The organism is Mycobacterium kyorinense (assembly GCF_002101735.1).
Classification (GTDB): Bacteria; Actinomycetota; Actinomycetes; order Mycobacteriales; family Mycobacteriaceae; genus Mycobacterium; species Mycobacterium kyorinense.
In genome coordinates this window covers 51,923-68,816 of the sequence record NZ_LQPE01000047.1, presented here as the reverse complement: position 1 = coordinate 68,816, position 16,894 = coordinate 51,923, and the positions used below count along the sequence as shown (strand labels likewise).

Sequence of the window (16,894 nt, the reverse complement as noted above, 5' to 3'; positions counted from 1 at the left end):
GCCGCCAAGGCCGCCGACGAAGCGGCACAAGCGGCTCGGGCCGAAAGTCAGGCGGCGCGCGCCGGTGAGGGAATCCTGGGCGCCGGAGCCGAATCTGGTGTCGCCGCCCAGGGTTCGAGCATTGCCCGCGATCTCAACGCGATTGACGTCAAGCCCAGCGAAGTCGCGCCCGCCGCGCCGCCTGTGCGACCACCCGAGCCGGGACCGTCGGTAAGGCCGGCCGAGCCGGCGCCGGCCCAAGCGCCGGGAGCAGCTGCCGGGAGCGGTGCAACCGCGGGACGCCCGCCGATCGATGCCCCGTCCGCGCCCCACGCCGCTGGCGGTGAGCCCGGCGTGCCGGCTGGCGAGCATCCGGCACCCGCCTCCGCCGCGCCCGGTGCAGGCCCGCAAGAACCTGCGCCGATGGCGACAGCCGACAACGCTGCCCCGGCAAGCGCCGTGCCGGGCGGTGGTGTTCATGAACCGGCGCCGGTGGGAGCAGCCGCGGCGTCGGGCGAGCACGTGCCGTCGGCGGCGCCGAGTATGCCCGCGACTGCTGACGCGTACGCGGGCCAACCGACGCTTGCCAGCGCGCATGCGCCGGAGGGTGCTCCGATGTCCCCTGCGCACGAAACGATTCCTGACTCATACCCCGGCGGGGCGCACCCACCCGAACCACCACCACACGATCCCGGTGGACCGGGCGGAGGCGGCGGCCATGCTGGTGGCGATGGCGGCGGCCACGGCGGCGGTGGTGGTGGCCACGGCGGCGGTGGTGATGGCGGCAACGGCGGCGGTGGTGGTGACCACGGCGGTGGCGGTGGCGGCGATGGCAGTGGCCACGGCGGCGGTGGTGATGGCGGCCACGGCGGCGGTGGTGGTGACCACGGCGGAGATGGCGCGGGCGGTAGCGGCGAAGATAGCCACGGTGGAGGCGGCGATCATGGCAGCGGGCACGATCCGCTGCATTCCCACGAGCCCTCGGGTGACGGGTGGGAGCGATTGCCCAACAAGGACAACATTGACCCGCACTACGGCGAGCCGTTGGATGAGCATTGGGACTATGACCACAATCCGGCAGACCCGAGCCGGATACACCCCGACGTCGCCGAAATCATGAAAGACCCGGACGCGCCGTTCGGCCGCGACCCAGATGGGCACGCTTACACCCCACAGGAATACGCAGAGCGCTTTAACAAGCTGGGACCGGACGGTCAGCACTGGGGTAACTTCCCCGGCAACGACGGCGCGGTACCGCACACGAAGGTGGCCTTCAGCGACTTCGACCAGTTCAAGAAATACTTCGGCGACCAGGTGGACCGTATCGGAGAGGACGATGGCGCATATCTGGGTCTGATGAAAGATGGCGTGCCGGCACCGTGGGAGGAGCGCGCGATGCACGTCGACTCCCTCGGCGACCCCCGAAATGCCTACCGCATTGACCACCTTCCCGACGGTTGGCGCATCGAAGTGTCCGAGGTTGCGCCGGGGTTGGGCCAGCCTGGGGGCGCGACCCAAGTGCGGATACTTGACGCCGATGGTGAGCCGGTGAAAGTGAACGAGCTGAAAACCGAATGGGGCGTGTTGCAATGACGGAGCGGATCGAAGTTTCGGCGCGGCTGGCGGAGTGGGCACGCAGCGGCGGTTGGGGAGTGTCCAAGGCCGAGGACGGGCGCGCGATGTTCTGGAAAGAGGGCGGCCAGCTGCAGTATTTGCTCGGGCGAAACGGCGACGGCTGGTTCGTCATCACTCACTTAGAGCGCAGCGGACCGGAGTTTCTCGTCGTAGCGGCGCCCTCGATGGAAACGGTCGAGAGGTATTTCTTTGGCGATTTCGGCTCGTCCGTCAGGTGGCACCGCCGACTGCCGGATGTGCGCGAGCCTTTTTCTCGGGAGGAGCTAGCGCCCGGGTTCAGCCTCGCCACACGCACGTTTGACGGGGTCGAGAACCGGATGGCGTTGATCGATTCTGGTGGTGCGGTGGTGGCAGTCTCCGGCAAAGACGTGTTGAGAGGAACGGGCCGGTTGGTGAGGCTCTCGGTGTATGTATCTGCGACGGTCGATGACATTGTCGGCTCGTTTCTTGATCCCGAAGGAAAGCCGTTGTTCAGCCTCCGGTAGGTCAGAACCGACAGGCCATGCAAAATGACGAGAAGTTGGCTACCCATCCGAAAGACCTCGCAATGCTCTGGGCTATTGGGTAACCCCGCAACAGCGCCGATGATGCTCGCTCATGACGCTAAAGGCTTTTGGGTCAGACGCTCGACATGGCCAAGGGCATGGTCGACGCGAAGGACTGGACCAGCGATCATCCGCTCCGGCTGTAATTAGGTCTTTGGGCTACATCGGGAGCCTGCGCGACGAGGGTCCGAGTTCTCAAGACTCCCCAGTTGTGCGGGGACCGATTCCCGCCTACCCCAATTCACGGAAGGGGGAGGTCCTCCGCGAGCCAACCGGGTTGGGGGCCGCTGACGGTCTCATTGCCGAGCCTGACGAGCCCGTGCATCTCTTACGATTGGTCCCGGCGTAGTGGCGATTACATCAGGAGATACCAGTGGACGAGGATCCAGTCATCCGTGAGTTGTCTACTGCGGTGGACCGTAGCCCCGATGTGATCGAGTTGCGCTTACATCTGGCTGGCTTGCTGGCCGATCAAGGCCGTTATGCCGAGGCGCTCGGGCATTGCAGTGCGGCGTTGGCCCAGGACGGGGGAAACGCTGATGCGCTGGCGATCTTGCAGCGCTGCAGCTCTGCTTTGGCATCGCCGCCGGCCGAATCGCCAGCAGAGGAAAAACCGGCGGAAAGTTTCGACTGGTCCAGCGCCGAAAAGGAGGTTGCGGACATTGTCCAGCCGGCGTTCGTCGAAGCGCCCGCCGATGTCGTCGCCGAAGACGATTTTGAAGGAGTGCATCGCAGCGGCGTGAGTCTGGGCGATGTCGCGGGCATGGCTGACGTCAAACGTCAGCTGGAGCTTTCGCTGCTGGGCCCGATACGCAACCCGGAGTTGATGAAGGCATACAAGGTTTCCGCTCGCGGCGGACTGCTGCTGTACGGGCCACCTGGGTGCGGCAAGACCTACATCGCCAAAGCTATTGCGGGAGAGCTGGGGGCAAGCTTTTACCAAGTAGGGATTGCCGATGTCCTGCATCATTGGTTCGGCGACAGCGAGCGCAGCATCCGCGCGGTGTTCGACACCGCCCGCCGGAATACCCCCTGTGTGCTTTTCTTCGATGAAGTAGATGCATTGGGGCACAGGCGTTCCGGATTGGGCGGCAGTACTGGATTGCGTACTGTGGTGAATTGCTTACTCGAGGAGCTGGACTCGGCAACATCCAGCAATGAGGGTGTCTACGTGCTCGGTGCCACCAACGCCCCATGGGATGTTGATCCGGCGCTGCGTAGGCCAGGCCGATTCGACCGCATGTGTTTCGTCGGTCTGCCCGATGCTGAAGCCCGCGTCGGGATCATCCGAGTCCATTTAAAGGACCGACCTCTCGCAGGAATAGATCTCAAGTCGATTGCACGCCGCACTGACGGATTCTCGGGTGCGGATCTGGCGTATGTCTGCGACACTGCAACGCAATTCGCGATGGCCGACTCAATTCGCAGTGGAGAAGTCCGTCCGGTAACCATGACGGATGTGGACACGGCGATCGCGCAGATAAAGCCCAGCACAGGACCCTGGTTCGAGACTGCCCGAAACGTCGTCGAGTTCGCGAATAACGAAGGAACCTACGACGAACTTGCAAAATACCTGCGCCGCAGGAAGTTCCGGTGACGGCAGATGCGGCCGTAGGTGATCAGGCGAATGACGCCATCCATGTAGTCCGAGCCTATATCGACACCGGCAACTACGAGCGTGCACGCGAAGTGGTGCAGCGGTACTTGTCGGAGAACCCTAACGACCCGGTCTTGCTGGCGCATTACGCCCAGGCTGAACTGCTGCTCAAAAACTACGCGAGCGCCGCGCAGAGCGCCTACGCCGCGTTATCGATCGCGCCGGATGACAGCTTCGCCATGCGGCTTTATGCCTTGGCGCTCGACGGCCTTGGGCGCCGCTACGACGCACTCTCGATGGCGTGGCGCACCGTTATAGCCCATCCGAATGACCCCTGGGGTCACCGAGTCTACGCACGCCTGTTGTATCGAGCACGCGAATTTTCCTCTGCGCTGCGAGCCATCGATGAAGCGTTACGGCTGGACCCTACGGATGTCGACGCGCTGGTCTTGCGCGGCGTTATCTTGCATGACCTGGGCCGAATAGACGAATCCACTGCCGTTTATCGCCAAGTGCTATCACTGGATCCCAGTAACGCCGAGGCAGTCAACAACATGGCTGTCAACCGGCTTAACCGCGGCAGGACCCGGCGAGCGTTGCGTGGCTTCCTCGGCGCTGCCGGACTCGATCCGACGCTCGGCGACCTCGCGCGCAGAAATATCGGTTTGGCCCTCGCGAGGACAACACGGCGATTGACCGTCGTCGCGGCGATCGTGGGCTGGACCGTCACGGGGGTGGGGACTACCTACAGCGAGGGTGGACCGACCGTGCTGGACCGAGTGGTCAGCGGTGTTACCACTGCGGCGCTGATCATCTTAGTGGGGCGGCTGCTTCGCGAGATACCTCGTCCGGTGCTGGTTTCAGTGTTGCGCGATCGGGTCATTGCTGCCGCCCGTATCGTTCACGCCCTACTCGCTGCGGCGTGTGGGGCCTGGGCGACCGTCTTCGGCGGTTCTCCGTGGATGATTGCCGCGGGTCTGGTGGTGATATTTGCCGGACTGCTTCTTTTTGCGATTGGCCTGAGGGCGAAGACCTGAGTTGCTCAAAATAACTGGCCGCCGGACGTGGCCTTGTCGCGCTCATTGCAACGGTCGATGACATTGTCGCCTCGTTTCTTGATCCCGAAGGAAAGCCGCTGTTAGCCTCCGGTAAGGCCTGGACCGACGGGCCAGAGCGAGCAACTGCTGAAACTCAAAAGAGCTGTTCGAAGCGTTAGACTCCGCGCGTGGTCACCACATTCCTCGCCGAGCGAGACGCCGCTGTTCAGGTGGGGTACTTGATCGGGCTGTTCGGTATTCCGCTGGCAGGCTTGGTGATGCTGATCATCGGCTTGCAGCAGCGCTCGCGCAGTCGGATGCAGCCAGGCCCTTATCCGCCGGGGTACCCTCCCCCTCCGGGAATGCCGGGAGGTAGCCCATACCAGCCCGGCCCGTGGCCGCAACACCCACAGACGCCGGGCAGCGGCTACCCACCGCCGCCCGGCCCGGGCCCTCAACAGCCCCAAATGCCCTACCCGCCAATGCCGTATCCGGGCTACCCTCCGCCCCGTCGTCCTGGAGCTGCACCCGGGACGGCACTGATCGCTATCGGCACTGTCCTGCTTGTGTTGGGTTTGCTGGGCATCCTGGGCCGCCTGGCCAGCGCGGCTTCCACCAGTTCGGGCCATACCTCGAGCCAGTTGAGCCCGCCCGCGGCAGGAAGCCAACACATCGGCGAGTTCAATTTCGGTATCGCCCGTCTCAACGCATGACACCGATGTCACCCCTAATAGCCACACTGCAGTCATGCTCGATCTCGTGCTGCCGCTGGAATGTGGTGGCTGCGGCGCGCCGTCGACCCGCTGGTGTGACAGCTGCGGCGACGAACTGGCCCCACCGCCGGACGCACCCCATGTCGTAACGCCGCGCGTCGACCCGCAGGTGCCGGTGTTCGCGCTCGGCCGTTACGCCGGTGCCCGCCGCAACGCGATCGTCGCCATGAAAGACCGCGGCCGCACCGACCTGATCAAGCCGCTCTCACACGCTCTGGCCCTCGGCATCCATCGCCTCTTCACGTGGGGCCTGCTCGACGTGCCGCTGACCATCGTGCCGGCGCCCACCCGTCGCGCCGCGGCCCGAAAGCGCGGCGGCGACCCGGTCGCCCGGATGGCCACCGCTGCGGTCAAGAACCACCCCGACATAACAGTCTTCTCTGCACTGAAGATGAAGGCGCTGGCCCGCGACTCCGCCGGCCTCGGCACTGCCGAGCGGGAACGCAACATCGCCGGCCGGGTGGTGCTGACCCAGCGAGCACCTATCCGACACGAAGTACTGCTGGTCGACGACATCGTCACCACCGGCGCAACCGCATGCGAATCGGTCCGCATCCTGCGTGCCGCGGGCATCCGAGTGGCCGCCGTGCTGGCCGTAGCGGCGGCGTAACAGATCGTGAATAACTCGAAACAGGAAAGTACTGGCACATCCCCCCGGCCGCGGCTACGGTCGGCATCAAGCACCCGTGAACGCCTCACGGCGGCGCTTCCGGACAGATTTGAAGCGCCACGACACCGACGACGGTAGGAGGTGAGTTCTCGACACCTTGCACCGGCGGGCGGCCACGGCAGTAAGCGAACCCCGTCGGCGCGTGTATCTGACAGCCGGGCACGCACCTGCGTGCGACGCGAGAGAAACGAGTTGTCCAGAATGTCAAGGCAAACCGTAGATTCCGGCCAGCTTCTGGCGGACACCGACGAGCAGGACGAACCGAAGCCGCGCGCCGAGGTCGTCGTCAAAGGCCGCAACGTCGAGATCCCCGACCATTTCCGCATCTACGTCTCGCAGAAACTCGCCCGATTGGAACGGTTCGACCGGACCATCTACCTGTTCGATGTCGAACTCAAACACGCCCGCAACCGCCGAGAACGCAAGTCTTGTCAGCGCGTCGAAATCACCGCCCGGGGCCGCGGGCCGGTGGTGCGCGGCGAGGCCCGCGCCAACAGCTTCTACGCCGCGTTCGAGTCCGCGGTCGACAAGCTGGAGAGCCGGCTGCGTCGCGACAAGGATCGGCGCAAAGTCCACTACGGCGACAAGACCCCGGTTTCGCTGGCCGCTGCCACCGCGGCCGTGCCGCCGCCGGCGCCGGCCACCAGCGCAGAGCCCGCGCCGGCTGTCGAATCGGACGGCTACCACGAACCGGGCCACATCGTGCGCATCAAGGAGCACCCGGCGACTCCGATGACTGTCGACGACGCCCTCTCGCAGATGGAACTCGTCGGTCACGACTTCTTCCTCTTCCACGACAAGGAGACCGACAAGGCCAGCGTGGTCTACCGCCGGCACGGCTACGACTACGGGCTGATCCGGCTGGCCTGACGTTCGGCGTCCAAAGAGCGACGTCACCTAGGATGGGGGTCGCCAAAGACTCCTACCCACAAGGGACAAAGCTGTGCTGAGTAAGTTGCTGCGCCTTGGCGAAGGTCGCATGGTCAAGCGCCTCAAAAAGGTGGCCGACTATGTAGGCACGTTGTCCGCCGACGTCGAAAAGCTCACCGACGCCGAACTGCGGGCCAAGACCGACGAGTTCAAGAAGCGCCACGCCGACGGGGAAAGCCTCGACGACCTGCTGCCCGAGGCGTTCGCCGTGGCTCGCGAGGCCGCCTGGCGGGTGCTCGACCAGCGCCCCTTCGACGTGCAGGTGATGGGTGCCGCGGCGCTGCACTTCGGCAACGTCGCCGAGATGAAGACCGGTGAGGGCAAGACGCTGACGTCGGTGCTGCCCGCCTACCTCAACGGCATCGGCGGCAAGGGCGTGCACATCGTCACCGTCAACGACTACCTGGCCAAGCGCGACAGCGAGTGGATGGGCCGGGTGCACCGTTTCCTCGGCCTGGACGTCGGCGTGATCCTGGCGCAGATGACGCCCGACGAGCGTCGCGTCGCCTACAACGCCGACATCACCTACGGCACCAACAACGAGTTCGGCTTCGACTACCTGCGCGATAACATGGCCCATTCGCTCGAGGAGTGCGTCCAGCGCGGGCATAACTTCGCGATCGTCGACGAGGTCGACTCCATCCTCATCGACGAGGCGCGCACCCCGCTGATCATCTCCGGGCCCGCCGATGGCAGCTCCAACTGGTACACCGAGTTCGCTCGGCTGGCGCCGCTGATGGAAAAGGACGTCCATTACGAGGTCGACCTGCGCAAGCGCACCATCGGCGTGCACGAGCTCGGCGTCGAGTTCGTCGAAGACCAGCTCGGCATCGACAACCTCTACGAGGCCGCCAACTCGCCGCTGGTCAGCTACCTCAACAACGCGATCAAGGCCAAGGAGCTGTTCCAGCGCGACAAGGACTACATCGTCCGCGACGGCGAGGTTCTCATCGTCGACGAGTTCACCGGCCGCGTGCTCTACGGCCGCCGCTACAACGAGGGCATGCACCAGGCCATCGAGGCCAAGGAGCACGTCGAGATCAAGGCCGAAAACCAGACGCTGGCCACGATCACCCTGCAGAACTACTTCCGGCTCTACGACAAGCTGGCCGGGATGACCGGCACCGCGCAGACGGAGGCGGCCGAGCTCCACGAGATCTACAAGCTCGGCGTGGTGCCCATCCCGACCAACAAGCCGATGATCCGCACCGACCAGTCCGACCTGATCTACAAGACCGAGGAAGCCAAGTACCTCGCCGTCGCCGACGACATCGCCGAGCGCTACGAAAAGGGCCAGCCGGTGCTGATCGGCACCACCAGCGTGGAGCGCTCGGAGTATCTGTCGCGGCTGCTCACCAAGCGACGCATACCGCACAACGTGCTCAACGCGAAATACCACGAGCAGGAGGCCGGCATCGTCGCCGAGGCGGGCCGGCGGGGCGCGGTCACCGTCGCCACCAACATGGCCGGCCGCGGCACTGACATCGTGTTGGGCGGCAACGTCGACTTTCTGACCGACAAGCGGCTGCGCGAGCAGGGGCTGGATCCGGTGGAAACCCCGGAGGAATACGAAGAGGCCTGGCACGAGGTGCTGCCGCAGGTCAAGGCCGAGGCCGCCGAGGAGGCCAAGCAGGTCATCGAGGCCGGCGGGCTCTACGTGCTGGGCACCGAGCGCCACGAGGCCCGCCGCATCGACAACCAGCTGCGTGGCCGCTCCGGCCGTCAGGGCGACCCCGGCGAGTCGCGGTTCTACCTGTCGCTGGGTGACGAGTTGATGCGCCGCTTCAACGGCGCGGCGCTGGAGTCGCTGCTGACCCGGCTCAACCTGCCCGACGACGTGCCGATCGAGGCCAAGATGGTGACCCGGGCGATCAAGAGCGCGCAGACCCAGGTCGAGCAGCAGAACTTCGAGGTCAGAAAGAACGTCCTCAAATACGACGAGGTGATGAACCAGCAGCGCAAGGTGATCTACGCCGAGCGCCGCCGCATCCTCGAGGGGGAGAACTTACAGCAGCAGGCCCACGACATGCTCGTCGACGTGATCACCGCCTACGTCGACGGCGCCACCGCCGAGGGCTACGCCGAGGACTGGGACCTGGCCAAGCTCTGGGACGCGCTCAAGACGCTGTACCCGGTCGGGATCGACCACAAGGATCTGTTCGACCCCGACGCCGAAGGCGAGCCCGGCGAGTTGACCCGCGAGGAGTTGCTCGACGCGCTGATCAAAGACGCCGAAAGGGCTTACGCCGCAAGGGAAGCCGAGCTCGAAGAGCTCGCCGGTCCCGGCGCCATGCGTCAGCTGGAGCGCAACGTGCTGCTCAACGTCATCGACCGCAAGTGGCGCGAACACCTCTACGAGATGGACTACCTCAAGGAAGGCATCGGGCTGCGGGCGATGGCCCAGCGCGACCCGCTGGTCGAATACCAGCGCGAGGGCTACGACATGTTCGTCGGCATGCTCGAAGGCCTCAAAGAGGAGTCGGTCGGCTTCTTGTTCAACGTCACCGTCGAAGCGGTGCCGCCGCCGGAGGTGGCCCCGGTGGCCGAGCCGGAGGATTTGGCCGAGTTCGCCACCGCCGCCGCGGCGGCCGGTGCCCAGCAGCGCGCCGGAGCGCCCGCCCAGCCGCGACAGGCGGCGCCAAGCGCGTTGCGGGCCAAGGGAATTGAGGACGAGTCGCGCGCGCTGACCTACTCCGGTCCCGCCGAGGACGGCTCGGCGCAGGTGCAGCACAACGGCGGCAGGGCGCAGAAGCTGACGGCCGGCGCCAGTCGCCGGGAGCGGCGCGAAGCCGCGCGCCGGCAAGGCCGGGGGGCCAAACCACCCAAATCGACCAAGCGACGGTAGGTAGCCGTGGACGTCAAAGAGGTGCTGCTGCCCGGCATCGGTCTGCGCTACGAGTTCACCAACCACGACGGCGACCGGATCGGCATCGTCGCGCGGCGCAGCGGCGACTTCGAGATCGTCCTGTACGCACGCGACGACCCCGACCAGGCGCAGCCGGTGTTCAGCCTCACCGACGAAGAGGCCGACGCCGTCGCTCAGATCCTGGGCGCCCCGCGGATCGCCGAGCGGTTCACCGAACTCACCCGCGAAGTGCCCGGTCTGGAAGCCGGGCAGGTGCACATCGCGCCGGGGAGCCCGTTCGTGAACCGTCCGCTCGGCGACACCCAGGCCCGTACCCGCACCGGGGCCTCGATTGTCGCGATCGTTCGCAACGAGGAGGTGCTCGCCTCGCCGGGTCCGGCCGAGATCCTGCGGGCACGTGACGTGCTGGTGGTGATCGGCACCGAGGACGGCATCGGCGCGGTCGAGCAGATCGTCGATAAGGGCTGAGCCATGCAGGTTTCGGTGGCGCCGCTGCTAGAACTCGGCGTCATCCTCACCCTGCTTGCCGTTCTGGGCGCGGTGTCCCGCCGGTTCGCATTGTCGCCGATACCGGTGTACCTGGTGACCGGCCTGGCGCTGGGCAACGGCGGTATCGCCCAGGTGGCCGCCGCCAGTGACTTCATCACCACCGGCGCCCCGATCGGGGTCGTGCTGCTGATGCTCACGCTGGGGCTGGAGTTCTCGGCGGTCGAGTTCGCCACCAGCCTGCGCCGGCACTTGCCGTCGGCCGCCGTCGATGTCGTGCTCAACGCCGCACCGGGCGCGGTGGCGGGCTGGCTGCTGGGGTTCAGCGGCGTCGGCATCCTGGCGCTGGCCGGCGTCACGTCCGTGTCGTCGTCGGGGGTGATCGCCCGGCTGCTGGAGGACCTGCACCGGGTCGGTAACCGGGAAACCCCGGCCGTGTTGTCGGTGCTGGTGCTCGAGGACTTCGCGATGGCGGGCTACCTGCCGCTGTTCGCGGTGCTGGCGTCGGGCGGCTCCTGGCTGCACGCCGTCACCGGCATGGTGGTGGCGATCGCCGCGCTGATGGTGGCGTTCACCGCCTCCTACCGGTGGGGCCATCACGTCGGTCGGCTGGTCACCCACCCCGATTCCGAGCAGCTGCTGCTGCGGGTGCTCGGCATCACGCTGATGGTGGCGGCGGTGGCCGAATCCGTGCACGCGTCGGCGGCCGTCGGCGCATTTCTGGTCGGCCTCACCCTGACCGGTGAGACCGCGTCCCGGGCGCGCCGTGTGCTCGGACCGCTGCGTGACCTGTTCGCGGCGATCTTCTTCCTGGGCGTCGGGCTCACGGTCGACCCGGAACGCCTGCTGCCGATGCTGCCGGTGGCGCTGGCGCTGGCCGCCGTCACCTCCGCCACCAAGGTGGCCACCGGCGTGTTTGCCGCCCGCCGCGACGGGGTGGCCCGACGCGGTCAGCTGCGCGCCGGGACCGCGCTGATCGCCCGCGGCGAGTTCTCGCTGATCATCATCGGATTGGTCGGCTCGTCGATCCCCGGCATGGCGGCGCTGGCCACGTCGTATGTGTTCGTGATGGCGATCGTCGGCCCGCTGGTGGCGCGGTTCACCGGCGGACCGGTGCCGGCGGCCGCACGCGCTGCGGCGTAACGCATTTAGCCGATGTGCAGCGCCACCACCAGCCATCGGGCGTCGGGCTGCCGCTCCACCCGGCACGCGACAGCGTGCACCCGCTGCCCGCGGCTGTACGTTCCGAACACCTCGGCAGCGTCGGGGCCCACCGCCTGCAACCGCAGCCGTCGCAGCACCGCCGCGCCGTCACTGGACCGACTGCCCGCGATCCGGGTTGCGGCGAGGACCGAGTCGACGAGACCGCTGTCCAGCAGGCCCTGCAACTGCGCCGCCGGGCGGCGGCGATCCATGACTTCCAAGACACGGCGCAGTGCCGCGTCGGCGAAGATCGCCGCCTGCCGCATCTGCGGGGGCACACTGGTTGCCTGTGGGCGTGCCGGAAATCCTTGCGGCGGACGGGTATTCGGGCGCCGCAACGTGGTGACCGACGGCGGCCGGCATTGGCGCACGTCTCGTGGTGGCGGTTCGTAGTCGACGACGGGCCGGACACTTCGCATAGCACTCTCCAGGGATGTCGGGCGGACAAGAACGGACAAGCCTGCTGGAGAGTGGCAGACGCTTCATCGTTGCACATCCGCCTCGTCCGCGTACCCGCCCTGCACAGGCACCCGCACGGCGGTTACCGTGAGCGACGGTATCGGCGAATTGGCAAGAGGGAGACCGGACGTGAGGCGACTGTCCCCATCGGACGCCTCCTTCTATCGGTTGGAGAACACCGCCACTCCGATGTACGTCGGCTCGCTGTCGATCCTGCGCCGGCCCCGGGCCGGGCTGAGCTACGAGACCCTGCTGGAAACCATCGAGCAACGGCTGCCGCAGGTACCGCGGTATCGGCAAAAGGTCCGGGAAGTGACCATGGGGCTGGCCCGGCCGGTGTGGATCGACGACCGCGACTTCGATATCACCTACCACGTCCGGCGTTCGGCGCTGCCGTCGCCGGGCAGCGACGAGCAGCTGCACGAACTGATCGCCCGGCTGGCCGCCCGACCGCTCGACAAGTCGCGGCCGCTGTGGGAGATGTACCTTGTCGAGGGGCTGACCAAGAACCGCATCGCGCTGTACACCAAGTCGCATCAGGCGCTGATCAACGGGCTGAGCGCGCTGGAGATCGGCCACGTCATCGCCGACCGGACGCGGCGCCCGCCGCCGTTCCCCGAGGACATCTGGGTGCCGGCCCGCGAACCCGGCACCGCCCGGCTGCTGTTGGGGGCTATCGGCGAGTGGGCTCTGCGACCCGGCGTGCAGCTGCAGGCCGTGCGGTCCGGAATCACGGAGCTGGCAACCAATTCCGAGCAATTGGTGGACGTCGGGCGGCGAATGTTCGACGTGGCCCGCACGCTCGCCCGCGGCAGGGCGCCCAGCAGCCCGTTGAACACCACGGTGTCGCGCAACCGCCGGTTCACCGTCGCGCGCGGCCCCCTGGAGGATTACCGGACGGTGCGGGCCCGCTACGAGTGCGACGTCAACGACGTGGTGCTGGCCGTGATCACCGGCGCGTTGCGCAACTGGCTGCTGTCGCGTGGCGAGGTGGTGGCGCCGACGGCGACGGTGCGGGCGATGGCCCCGCTGGCGGTATACGTCGACGAATCGTTCGACTTGGCCGGCCCGGGCCAGGCCATGAGCGAGGTGGCGCCGTTCCTTGTCGACCTGCCGGTGGGCGAGGGCAACGCCGTGGTGCGGCTGTCGCAGATCGCGCACGCCACCGAATCGAATCCGGCCGCGGCCAGCCTGGTCGACGCGCGCAGCATCGTGACGTTGTCGGGTTTCGCACCGCCGACCCTGCATGCGATGGGCATCCGGGTCGCCACCGGCCTGCCCAGCTTCGGGGGGCGGGCGTTCAACCTGTTGATCACCAATGCGCCGGGCGCCCAGGCGCAGATGTACATCGCCGGGGCCAAGCTGCTGGAGACCTACGCGGTGCCGCCGCTGCTGAACAAGCAGGTGCTGGCGATCGGGGTCACGTCGTATAACGGCATGCTGTATTTCGGCATCAACGCCGACCGGGATGCGATGAGCGACGTCGACGTGCTGCCGGGCTTGCTGAGCGAATCGCTCGACGAGCTGCTGGAAGCCGCGCGGTAGTGGATCGTGGCGATCGCGAGCGCGGCAAAGCCGGGCGCTGCGGGTCGCCACAAGATGGATACAGTCGCGGGGTGCGGGTGTACATCCCGGCCACCTTGGCCATGCTGCAGCAGCTGGTCACCGATGGCTCGCTGTGGCCGGTCAACGGCACTGCGTTCGCCGTGACGCCGTCGCTGCGCGAGGCCTACGCCGAGGGCGACGACGACGAACTCGGCGAGGTCGCCCTGCGGGACGCGGCGTTGGCCTCGCTGCGGCTGCTGTCTACTGCTGCCGACGAGCTGCCGCCGCGGCGCGCGGTGCTGGTCGCCGACGTCGAAAACGTCACGCTGCGCCCGGAGCTCGACGACGCGGTGGTCCGGCTCGGTGGGCCGGTGGCGATCGGCGACGTGGTGGCCGCGTTCGTCGACAACGCCGCCGCGGAGGCAGACGTCACCAAGGCGATCGCAGTGATCGACGAGGCCGACCTGGGCGACGAGGACGCCGAGCTGGCAGTCGGCGATGCCCAGGACCACGATCTGGCCTGGTACGCGACCCAGGAGCTGCCGTTCCTGCTGGAACTGCTCTGAAGGACTGGATACGCGACCGTAGGTTACGGTAGCGTAGGTTTTCGATGAGCAAGAAGATTTCCAGGCCGTCCGCCGACGTCGTCGACACCCGACGTCCGAGCGTCTTTCGCACCTACCGGCATCCTGTCCGCCACGCATTGCGCCAGCTGGCCGCCCAGATCACCACGCCGCTGCTGCCCGACGACTACCTGAAGCTGGCCAATCCGCTGTGGTCGGCCCGTGAACTGCGCGGCCGCATCCTGGATGTCCGGCGCGAGACCGAGGACTCGGCGACGCTGGTCATCAAACCGGGCTGGGGTTTTTCCTTCGACTATCAGCCCGGTCAGTACATCGGGATCGGGCTGCTGATCGACGGGCGCTGGCGGTGGCGGTCCTACTCGCTGACCTCCAGCCCGGTGACCAGCGAGCGCACCGTGACCATCACCGTCAAGGCGATGCCCGAGGGATTCCTGTCCACCCACCTGGTGGCCGGCGTCGCGCCCGGCACGATCGTGCGGCTGGCCGCGCCGCAGGGAAACTTCGTGCTGCCCGACCCGGCGCCGCCGGCCCTGCTGTTCGTCACCGCCGGGTCGGGCATCACCCCGGTGATGTCGATGCTGCGCACGCTGGTGCGCCGCCACCAGATCACCGACGTCGTCCACCTGCATTCGGCGCCCACCGCGGCCGACGTACTGTTCGCCGGCGAGCTCGAGCAGCTGGCCCGCGACCAGGCGGGCTACCAGCTGCGGGTGCGCACCACCCGCAGCCAGGGCCGCCTTGACCTGAGCCGCCTCGACGAGGAAGTGCCGGACTGGCGCGACCGGCAGACCTGGGCCTGCGGGCCAGAAGGAATGCTCAACGCCGCCGAGCGCGCATGGTCGGCGGCCGGTATCGGCGACCGGTTGCACCTCGAGCGGTTCGCGGTGTCGCGCGCCGCGCCGGCCGGGACGGGCGGGACGGTGACGTTCGCGAAGAGCGGGAAAACCGCCGTCGCCGACGCGGCCACCTCCTTGATGGATGCCGGCGAGCGGGCGGGCGTACAGATGCCGTTCGGCTGCCGGATGGGCATCTGCCAGTCCTGCGTGGTGCCGCTGGCGGAGGGTCACGTCCGCGACCTGCGAACCGGGGTCGAGCACGAGCCCGGAACCCGGGTGCAGACCTGTATTTCGGCGGCGTCCGGCGATTGTGTACTGGAAATTTAATGGCTACCCACAGGTAACCTACGGGTTCGTAGGTTACGATAACGTAGGTCAGCGACTGCAGGACTGCAGGAAGGCAGGACTATGGCAATCACCGATATCGACGTATTCGCTCATTTGACGGATACCGACATCGAGAATCTGGCCACCGAGCTAGATGCCATCCGCCAAGACATCGAAGACTCGCGTGGCGAGCGCGACGCCCGCTACATCCGCCGCACCATCGCGTTTCAGCGCACGCTGGAGGTCGCCGGCCGTGTGCTGCTGCTGGCGAGCAAGCGGCGGTCTGCCTGGTGGGCCGGCGCTACCGCGCTCGGCGTGGCCAAGATCGTCGAGAACATGGAGATCGGCCACAACGTCATGCACGGCCAGTGGGACTGGATGAACGACCCGGAGATCCACTCGTCGAGCTGGGAGTGGGACAACCTCGGCGCGTCCAAGCACTGGCGCTACACCCACAACTTCGTGCACCACAAGTACGCCAACATCCTGGGCATGGACGACGACGTGGGCTACGGCATGCTGCGCGTCACCCGCGACCAGCGCTGGAAGCGGTTCAACCTGTTCAATCCGGTGTTCAACGCGTTGCTGGCGCTGCTGTTCGAGTGGGGCGTCGGCCTGCAGCACGTGGAGATCGGCAAGATCGTCAAGCGCCGCGCGGACCAGGAGGAGGCGCGCCGCCGCATCGACGAGTTCCTCGCGAAAGCCGGACACCAGCTGGTCAAGGACTACGTCGCCTTCCCGGCGCTGACCGCGCTGTCGCCCGCAGCCACGTACCGGTCCACGCTGACGGCCAACCTGACGGCCAATGTGATCCGCAACCTGTGGGCCAACGCGGTGATCTTCTGTGGCCATTTCCCCGACGGCGCCGAGAAGTTCACCAAGACGGACATGGTCGGCGAATCGAAGGGTCAGTGGTATCTGCGGCAGATGCTCGGTAGCGCGAACTTCAACGCCGGGCCGGTGATGCGGTTCATGAGCGGCAACCTGTGCCATCAGATCGAGCATCACCTCTACCCGGATCTGCCGAGCAACCGGCTCGCCGAGATTTCGGTGCGGGTGCGCCAGGTCTGCGACAAATACGACCTGCCGTACACGACGGGTCCGTTCCTGTTGCAGTACGCCAAGACGTGGCGCACGATCGCCAAGCTGTCGCTGCCCGACAAGTATTTGCGCGACACTGCCGACAATGCGCCGGAGACGCGCAGCGAGCGGATGTTCGCCGGGCTCGAGGGCTTCGGCGACACCGATCCGGCCACGGGCCGGCGCCGCGGCTTGAAGACCGCGATCGCCACCGTGCGGGGTTGGCGCCGCAGCAAACGCGCCTCTTCTTCTGGCGCGAGCGGGCGTGTCCCCGGTCGACACGCCGCATAAAGAGCCGGGTTTACGCACGCTCGCGGCGTTAGCTTTCGCGCCGTTAGCTTT

General features: G+C 66.9%; 16 protein-coding genes. 14 read left to right on the top strand and 2 right to left on the bottom strand.

Annotation, left to right across the window (positions count from 1 at the left end):
* Positions 1 to 624 precede the first annotated feature (624 nt).
* Entirely contained in the window at positions 625 to 936 is a 312-nt protein-coding gene (locus AWC14_RS29155; RefSeq protein ID WP_142281608.1) for a hypothetical protein, read from the bottom strand.
* 45 nt (positions 937 to 981) lie between these two features.
* Between AWC14_RS29155 and AWC14_RS29150 the strand changes: the two genes are divergently transcribed.
* The 10 genes from AWC14_RS29150 to AWC14_RS07860 all read left to right on the top strand — a co-directional run bounded on the left by AWC14_RS29150 (position 982) and on the right by AWC14_RS07860 (position 11,661).
* Complete coding sequence (locus AWC14_RS29150) at positions 982 to 1,572, top strand: TNT domain-containing protein (protein WP_045384809.1); 591 nt, start codon at positions 982 to 984, stop codon at positions 1,570 to 1,572.
* On the top strand, positions 1,569 to 2,099 hold the full coding sequence (locus tag AWC14_RS07895; protein ID WP_045384810.1) for an Imm61 family immunity protein: 531 nt from the start codon (positions 1,569 to 1,571) through the stop codon (positions 2,097 to 2,099). The genes AWC14_RS29150 and AWC14_RS07895 overlap by 4 nt, the downstream gene beginning before the upstream one ends.
* A 433-nt stretch (positions 2,100 to 2,532) precedes the next feature.
* Entirely contained in the window at positions 2,533 to 3,756 is a 1,224-nt protein-coding gene (locus tag AWC14_RS07890; protein ID WP_045384812.1) for an ATP-binding protein, read from the top strand.
* Positions 3,753 to 4,793: a tetratricopeptide repeat protein gene (locus AWC14_RS07885; RefSeq protein WP_045384813.1), complete on the top strand. Its 1,041-nt coding sequence runs from the start codon at positions 3,753 to 3,755 to the stop codon at positions 4,791 to 4,793. Before AWC14_RS07890 ends, AWC14_RS07885 begins: the two co-directional genes overlap by 4 nt.
* Positions 4,794 to 4,981: 188 nt before the next feature.
* Positions 4,982 to 5,506: a hypothetical protein gene (locus AWC14_RS28050; protein ID WP_142281607.1), complete on the top strand. Its 525-nt coding sequence runs from the start codon at positions 4,982 to 4,984 to the stop codon at positions 5,504 to 5,506.
* Positions 5,507 to 5,540: 34 nt separating this feature from the next.
* Positions 5,541 to 6,176 (top strand): ComF family protein, encoded by a 636-nt coding sequence (locus AWC14_RS07880; protein ID WP_045384814.1) that lies wholly within the window; start codon positions 5,541 to 5,543, stop codon positions 6,174 to 6,176.
* A 261-nt stretch (positions 6,177 to 6,437) separates the two neighbouring features.
* On the top strand, positions 6,438 to 7,106 hold the full coding sequence (hpf, locus tag AWC14_RS07875; RefSeq protein ID WP_045384815.1) for a ribosome hibernation-promoting factor, HPF/YfiA family: 669 nt from the start codon (positions 6,438 to 6,440) through the stop codon (positions 7,104 to 7,106).
* Positions 7,107 to 7,179: 73 nt separating this feature from the next.
* Positions 7,180 to 10,011 carry a preprotein translocase subunit SecA gene (secA, locus tag AWC14_RS07870; RefSeq protein ID WP_045384817.1) on the top strand — a complete coding sequence of 944 codons (2,832 nt, stop codon included), beginning with the start codon at positions 7,180 to 7,182 and terminating at the stop codon, positions 10,009 to 10,011.
* A gap of 6 nt (positions 10,012 to 10,017) precedes the next feature.
* Positions 10,018 to 10,500, top strand: coding sequence for a cation:proton antiporter regulatory subunit (locus AWC14_RS07865; protein ID WP_045384818.1), 483 nt, complete (start codon positions 10,018 to 10,020; stop codon positions 10,498 to 10,500).
* A gap of 3 nt (positions 10,501 to 10,503) precedes the next feature.
* The gene (locus AWC14_RS07860; RefSeq protein ID WP_045384819.1) at positions 10,504 to 11,661 is read left to right on the top strand and encodes a cation:proton antiporter; all 1,158 of its coding nucleotides are present in this window, start codon (positions 10,504 to 10,506) and stop codon (positions 11,659 to 11,661) included.
* A gap of 5 nt (positions 11,662 to 11,666) precedes the next feature.
* Here AWC14_RS07860 and AWC14_RS07855 read toward each other — a convergent pair whose 3' ends face one another.
* Positions 11,667 to 12,140 (bottom strand): Rv3235 family protein, encoded by a 474-nt coding sequence (locus AWC14_RS07855; RefSeq protein WP_045384820.1) that lies wholly within the window; start codon positions 12,138 to 12,140, stop codon positions 11,667 to 11,669.
* Between the two features lie 169 nt (positions 12,141 to 12,309).
* On the opposite strand from AWC14_RS07855, the gene AWC14_RS29145 reads away from it, so the two are divergent.
* From AWC14_RS29145 to AWC14_RS07835, 4 genes are all read left to right on the top strand, one after another.
* A complete protein-coding gene (locus AWC14_RS29145; protein ID WP_045384822.1) occupies positions 12,310 to 13,725 on the top strand; it encodes a WS/DGAT/MGAT family O-acyltransferase in 1,416 nt (471 codons plus the stop codon).
* 71 nt (positions 13,726 to 13,796) lie between these two features.
* On the top strand, positions 13,797 to 14,291 hold the full coding sequence (locus AWC14_RS07845) for a DUF6912 family protein (RefSeq protein WP_045384828.1): 495 nt from the start codon (positions 13,797 to 13,799) through the stop codon (positions 14,289 to 14,291).
* A gap of 44 nt (positions 14,292 to 14,335) precedes the next feature.
* Positions 14,336 to 15,472 carry a ferredoxin reductase gene (locus AWC14_RS07840; RefSeq protein ID WP_045384824.1) on the top strand — a complete coding sequence of 379 codons (1,137 nt, stop codon included), beginning with the start codon at positions 14,336 to 14,338 and terminating at the stop codon, positions 15,470 to 15,472.
* A gap of 81 nt (positions 15,473 to 15,553) precedes the next feature.
* The gene (locus tag AWC14_RS07835) at positions 15,554 to 16,843 is read left to right on the top strand and encodes a fatty acid desaturase family protein (protein WP_057003336.1); all 1,290 of its coding nucleotides are present in this window, start codon (positions 15,554 to 15,556) and stop codon (positions 16,841 to 16,843) included.
* Positions 16,844 to 16,894: the final 51 nt, after the last annotated feature.

What these genes read in the sequence shown, in the direction of transcription:
- AWC14_RS07835 (WP_057003336.1), top strand. Translation starts at nt 15,554, where the DNA reads ATGGCAATCACCGATATCGACGTATTCGCTCATTTGACGGATACCGAC.
- AWC14_RS07840 (WP_045384824.1), top strand. Translation starts at nt 14,336, where the DNA reads ATGAGCAAGAAGATTTCCAGGCCGTCCGCCGACGTCGTCGACACCCGA.
- AWC14_RS07895 (WP_045384810.1), top strand. Translation starts at nt 1,569, where the DNA reads ATGACGGAGCGGATCGAAGTTTCGGCGCGGCTGGCGGAGTGGGCACGC.
- hpf (WP_045384815.1), top strand. Translation starts at nt 6,438, where the DNA reads ATGTCAAGGCAAACCGTAGATTCCGGCCAGCTTCTGGCGGACACCGAC.
- AWC14_RS07855 (WP_045384820.1), bottom strand. Translation starts at nt 12,140, where the DNA reads ATGCGAAGTGTCCGGCCCGTCGTCGACTACGAACCGCCACCACGAGAC.
- AWC14_RS07880 (WP_045384814.1), top strand. Translation starts at nt 5,541, where the DNA reads ATGCTCGATCTCGTGCTGCCGCTGGAATGTGGTGGCTGCGGCGCGCCG.
- AWC14_RS07860 (WP_045384819.1), top strand. Translation starts at nt 10,504, where the DNA reads ATGCAGGTTTCGGTGGCGCCGCTGCTAGAACTCGGCGTCATCCTCACC.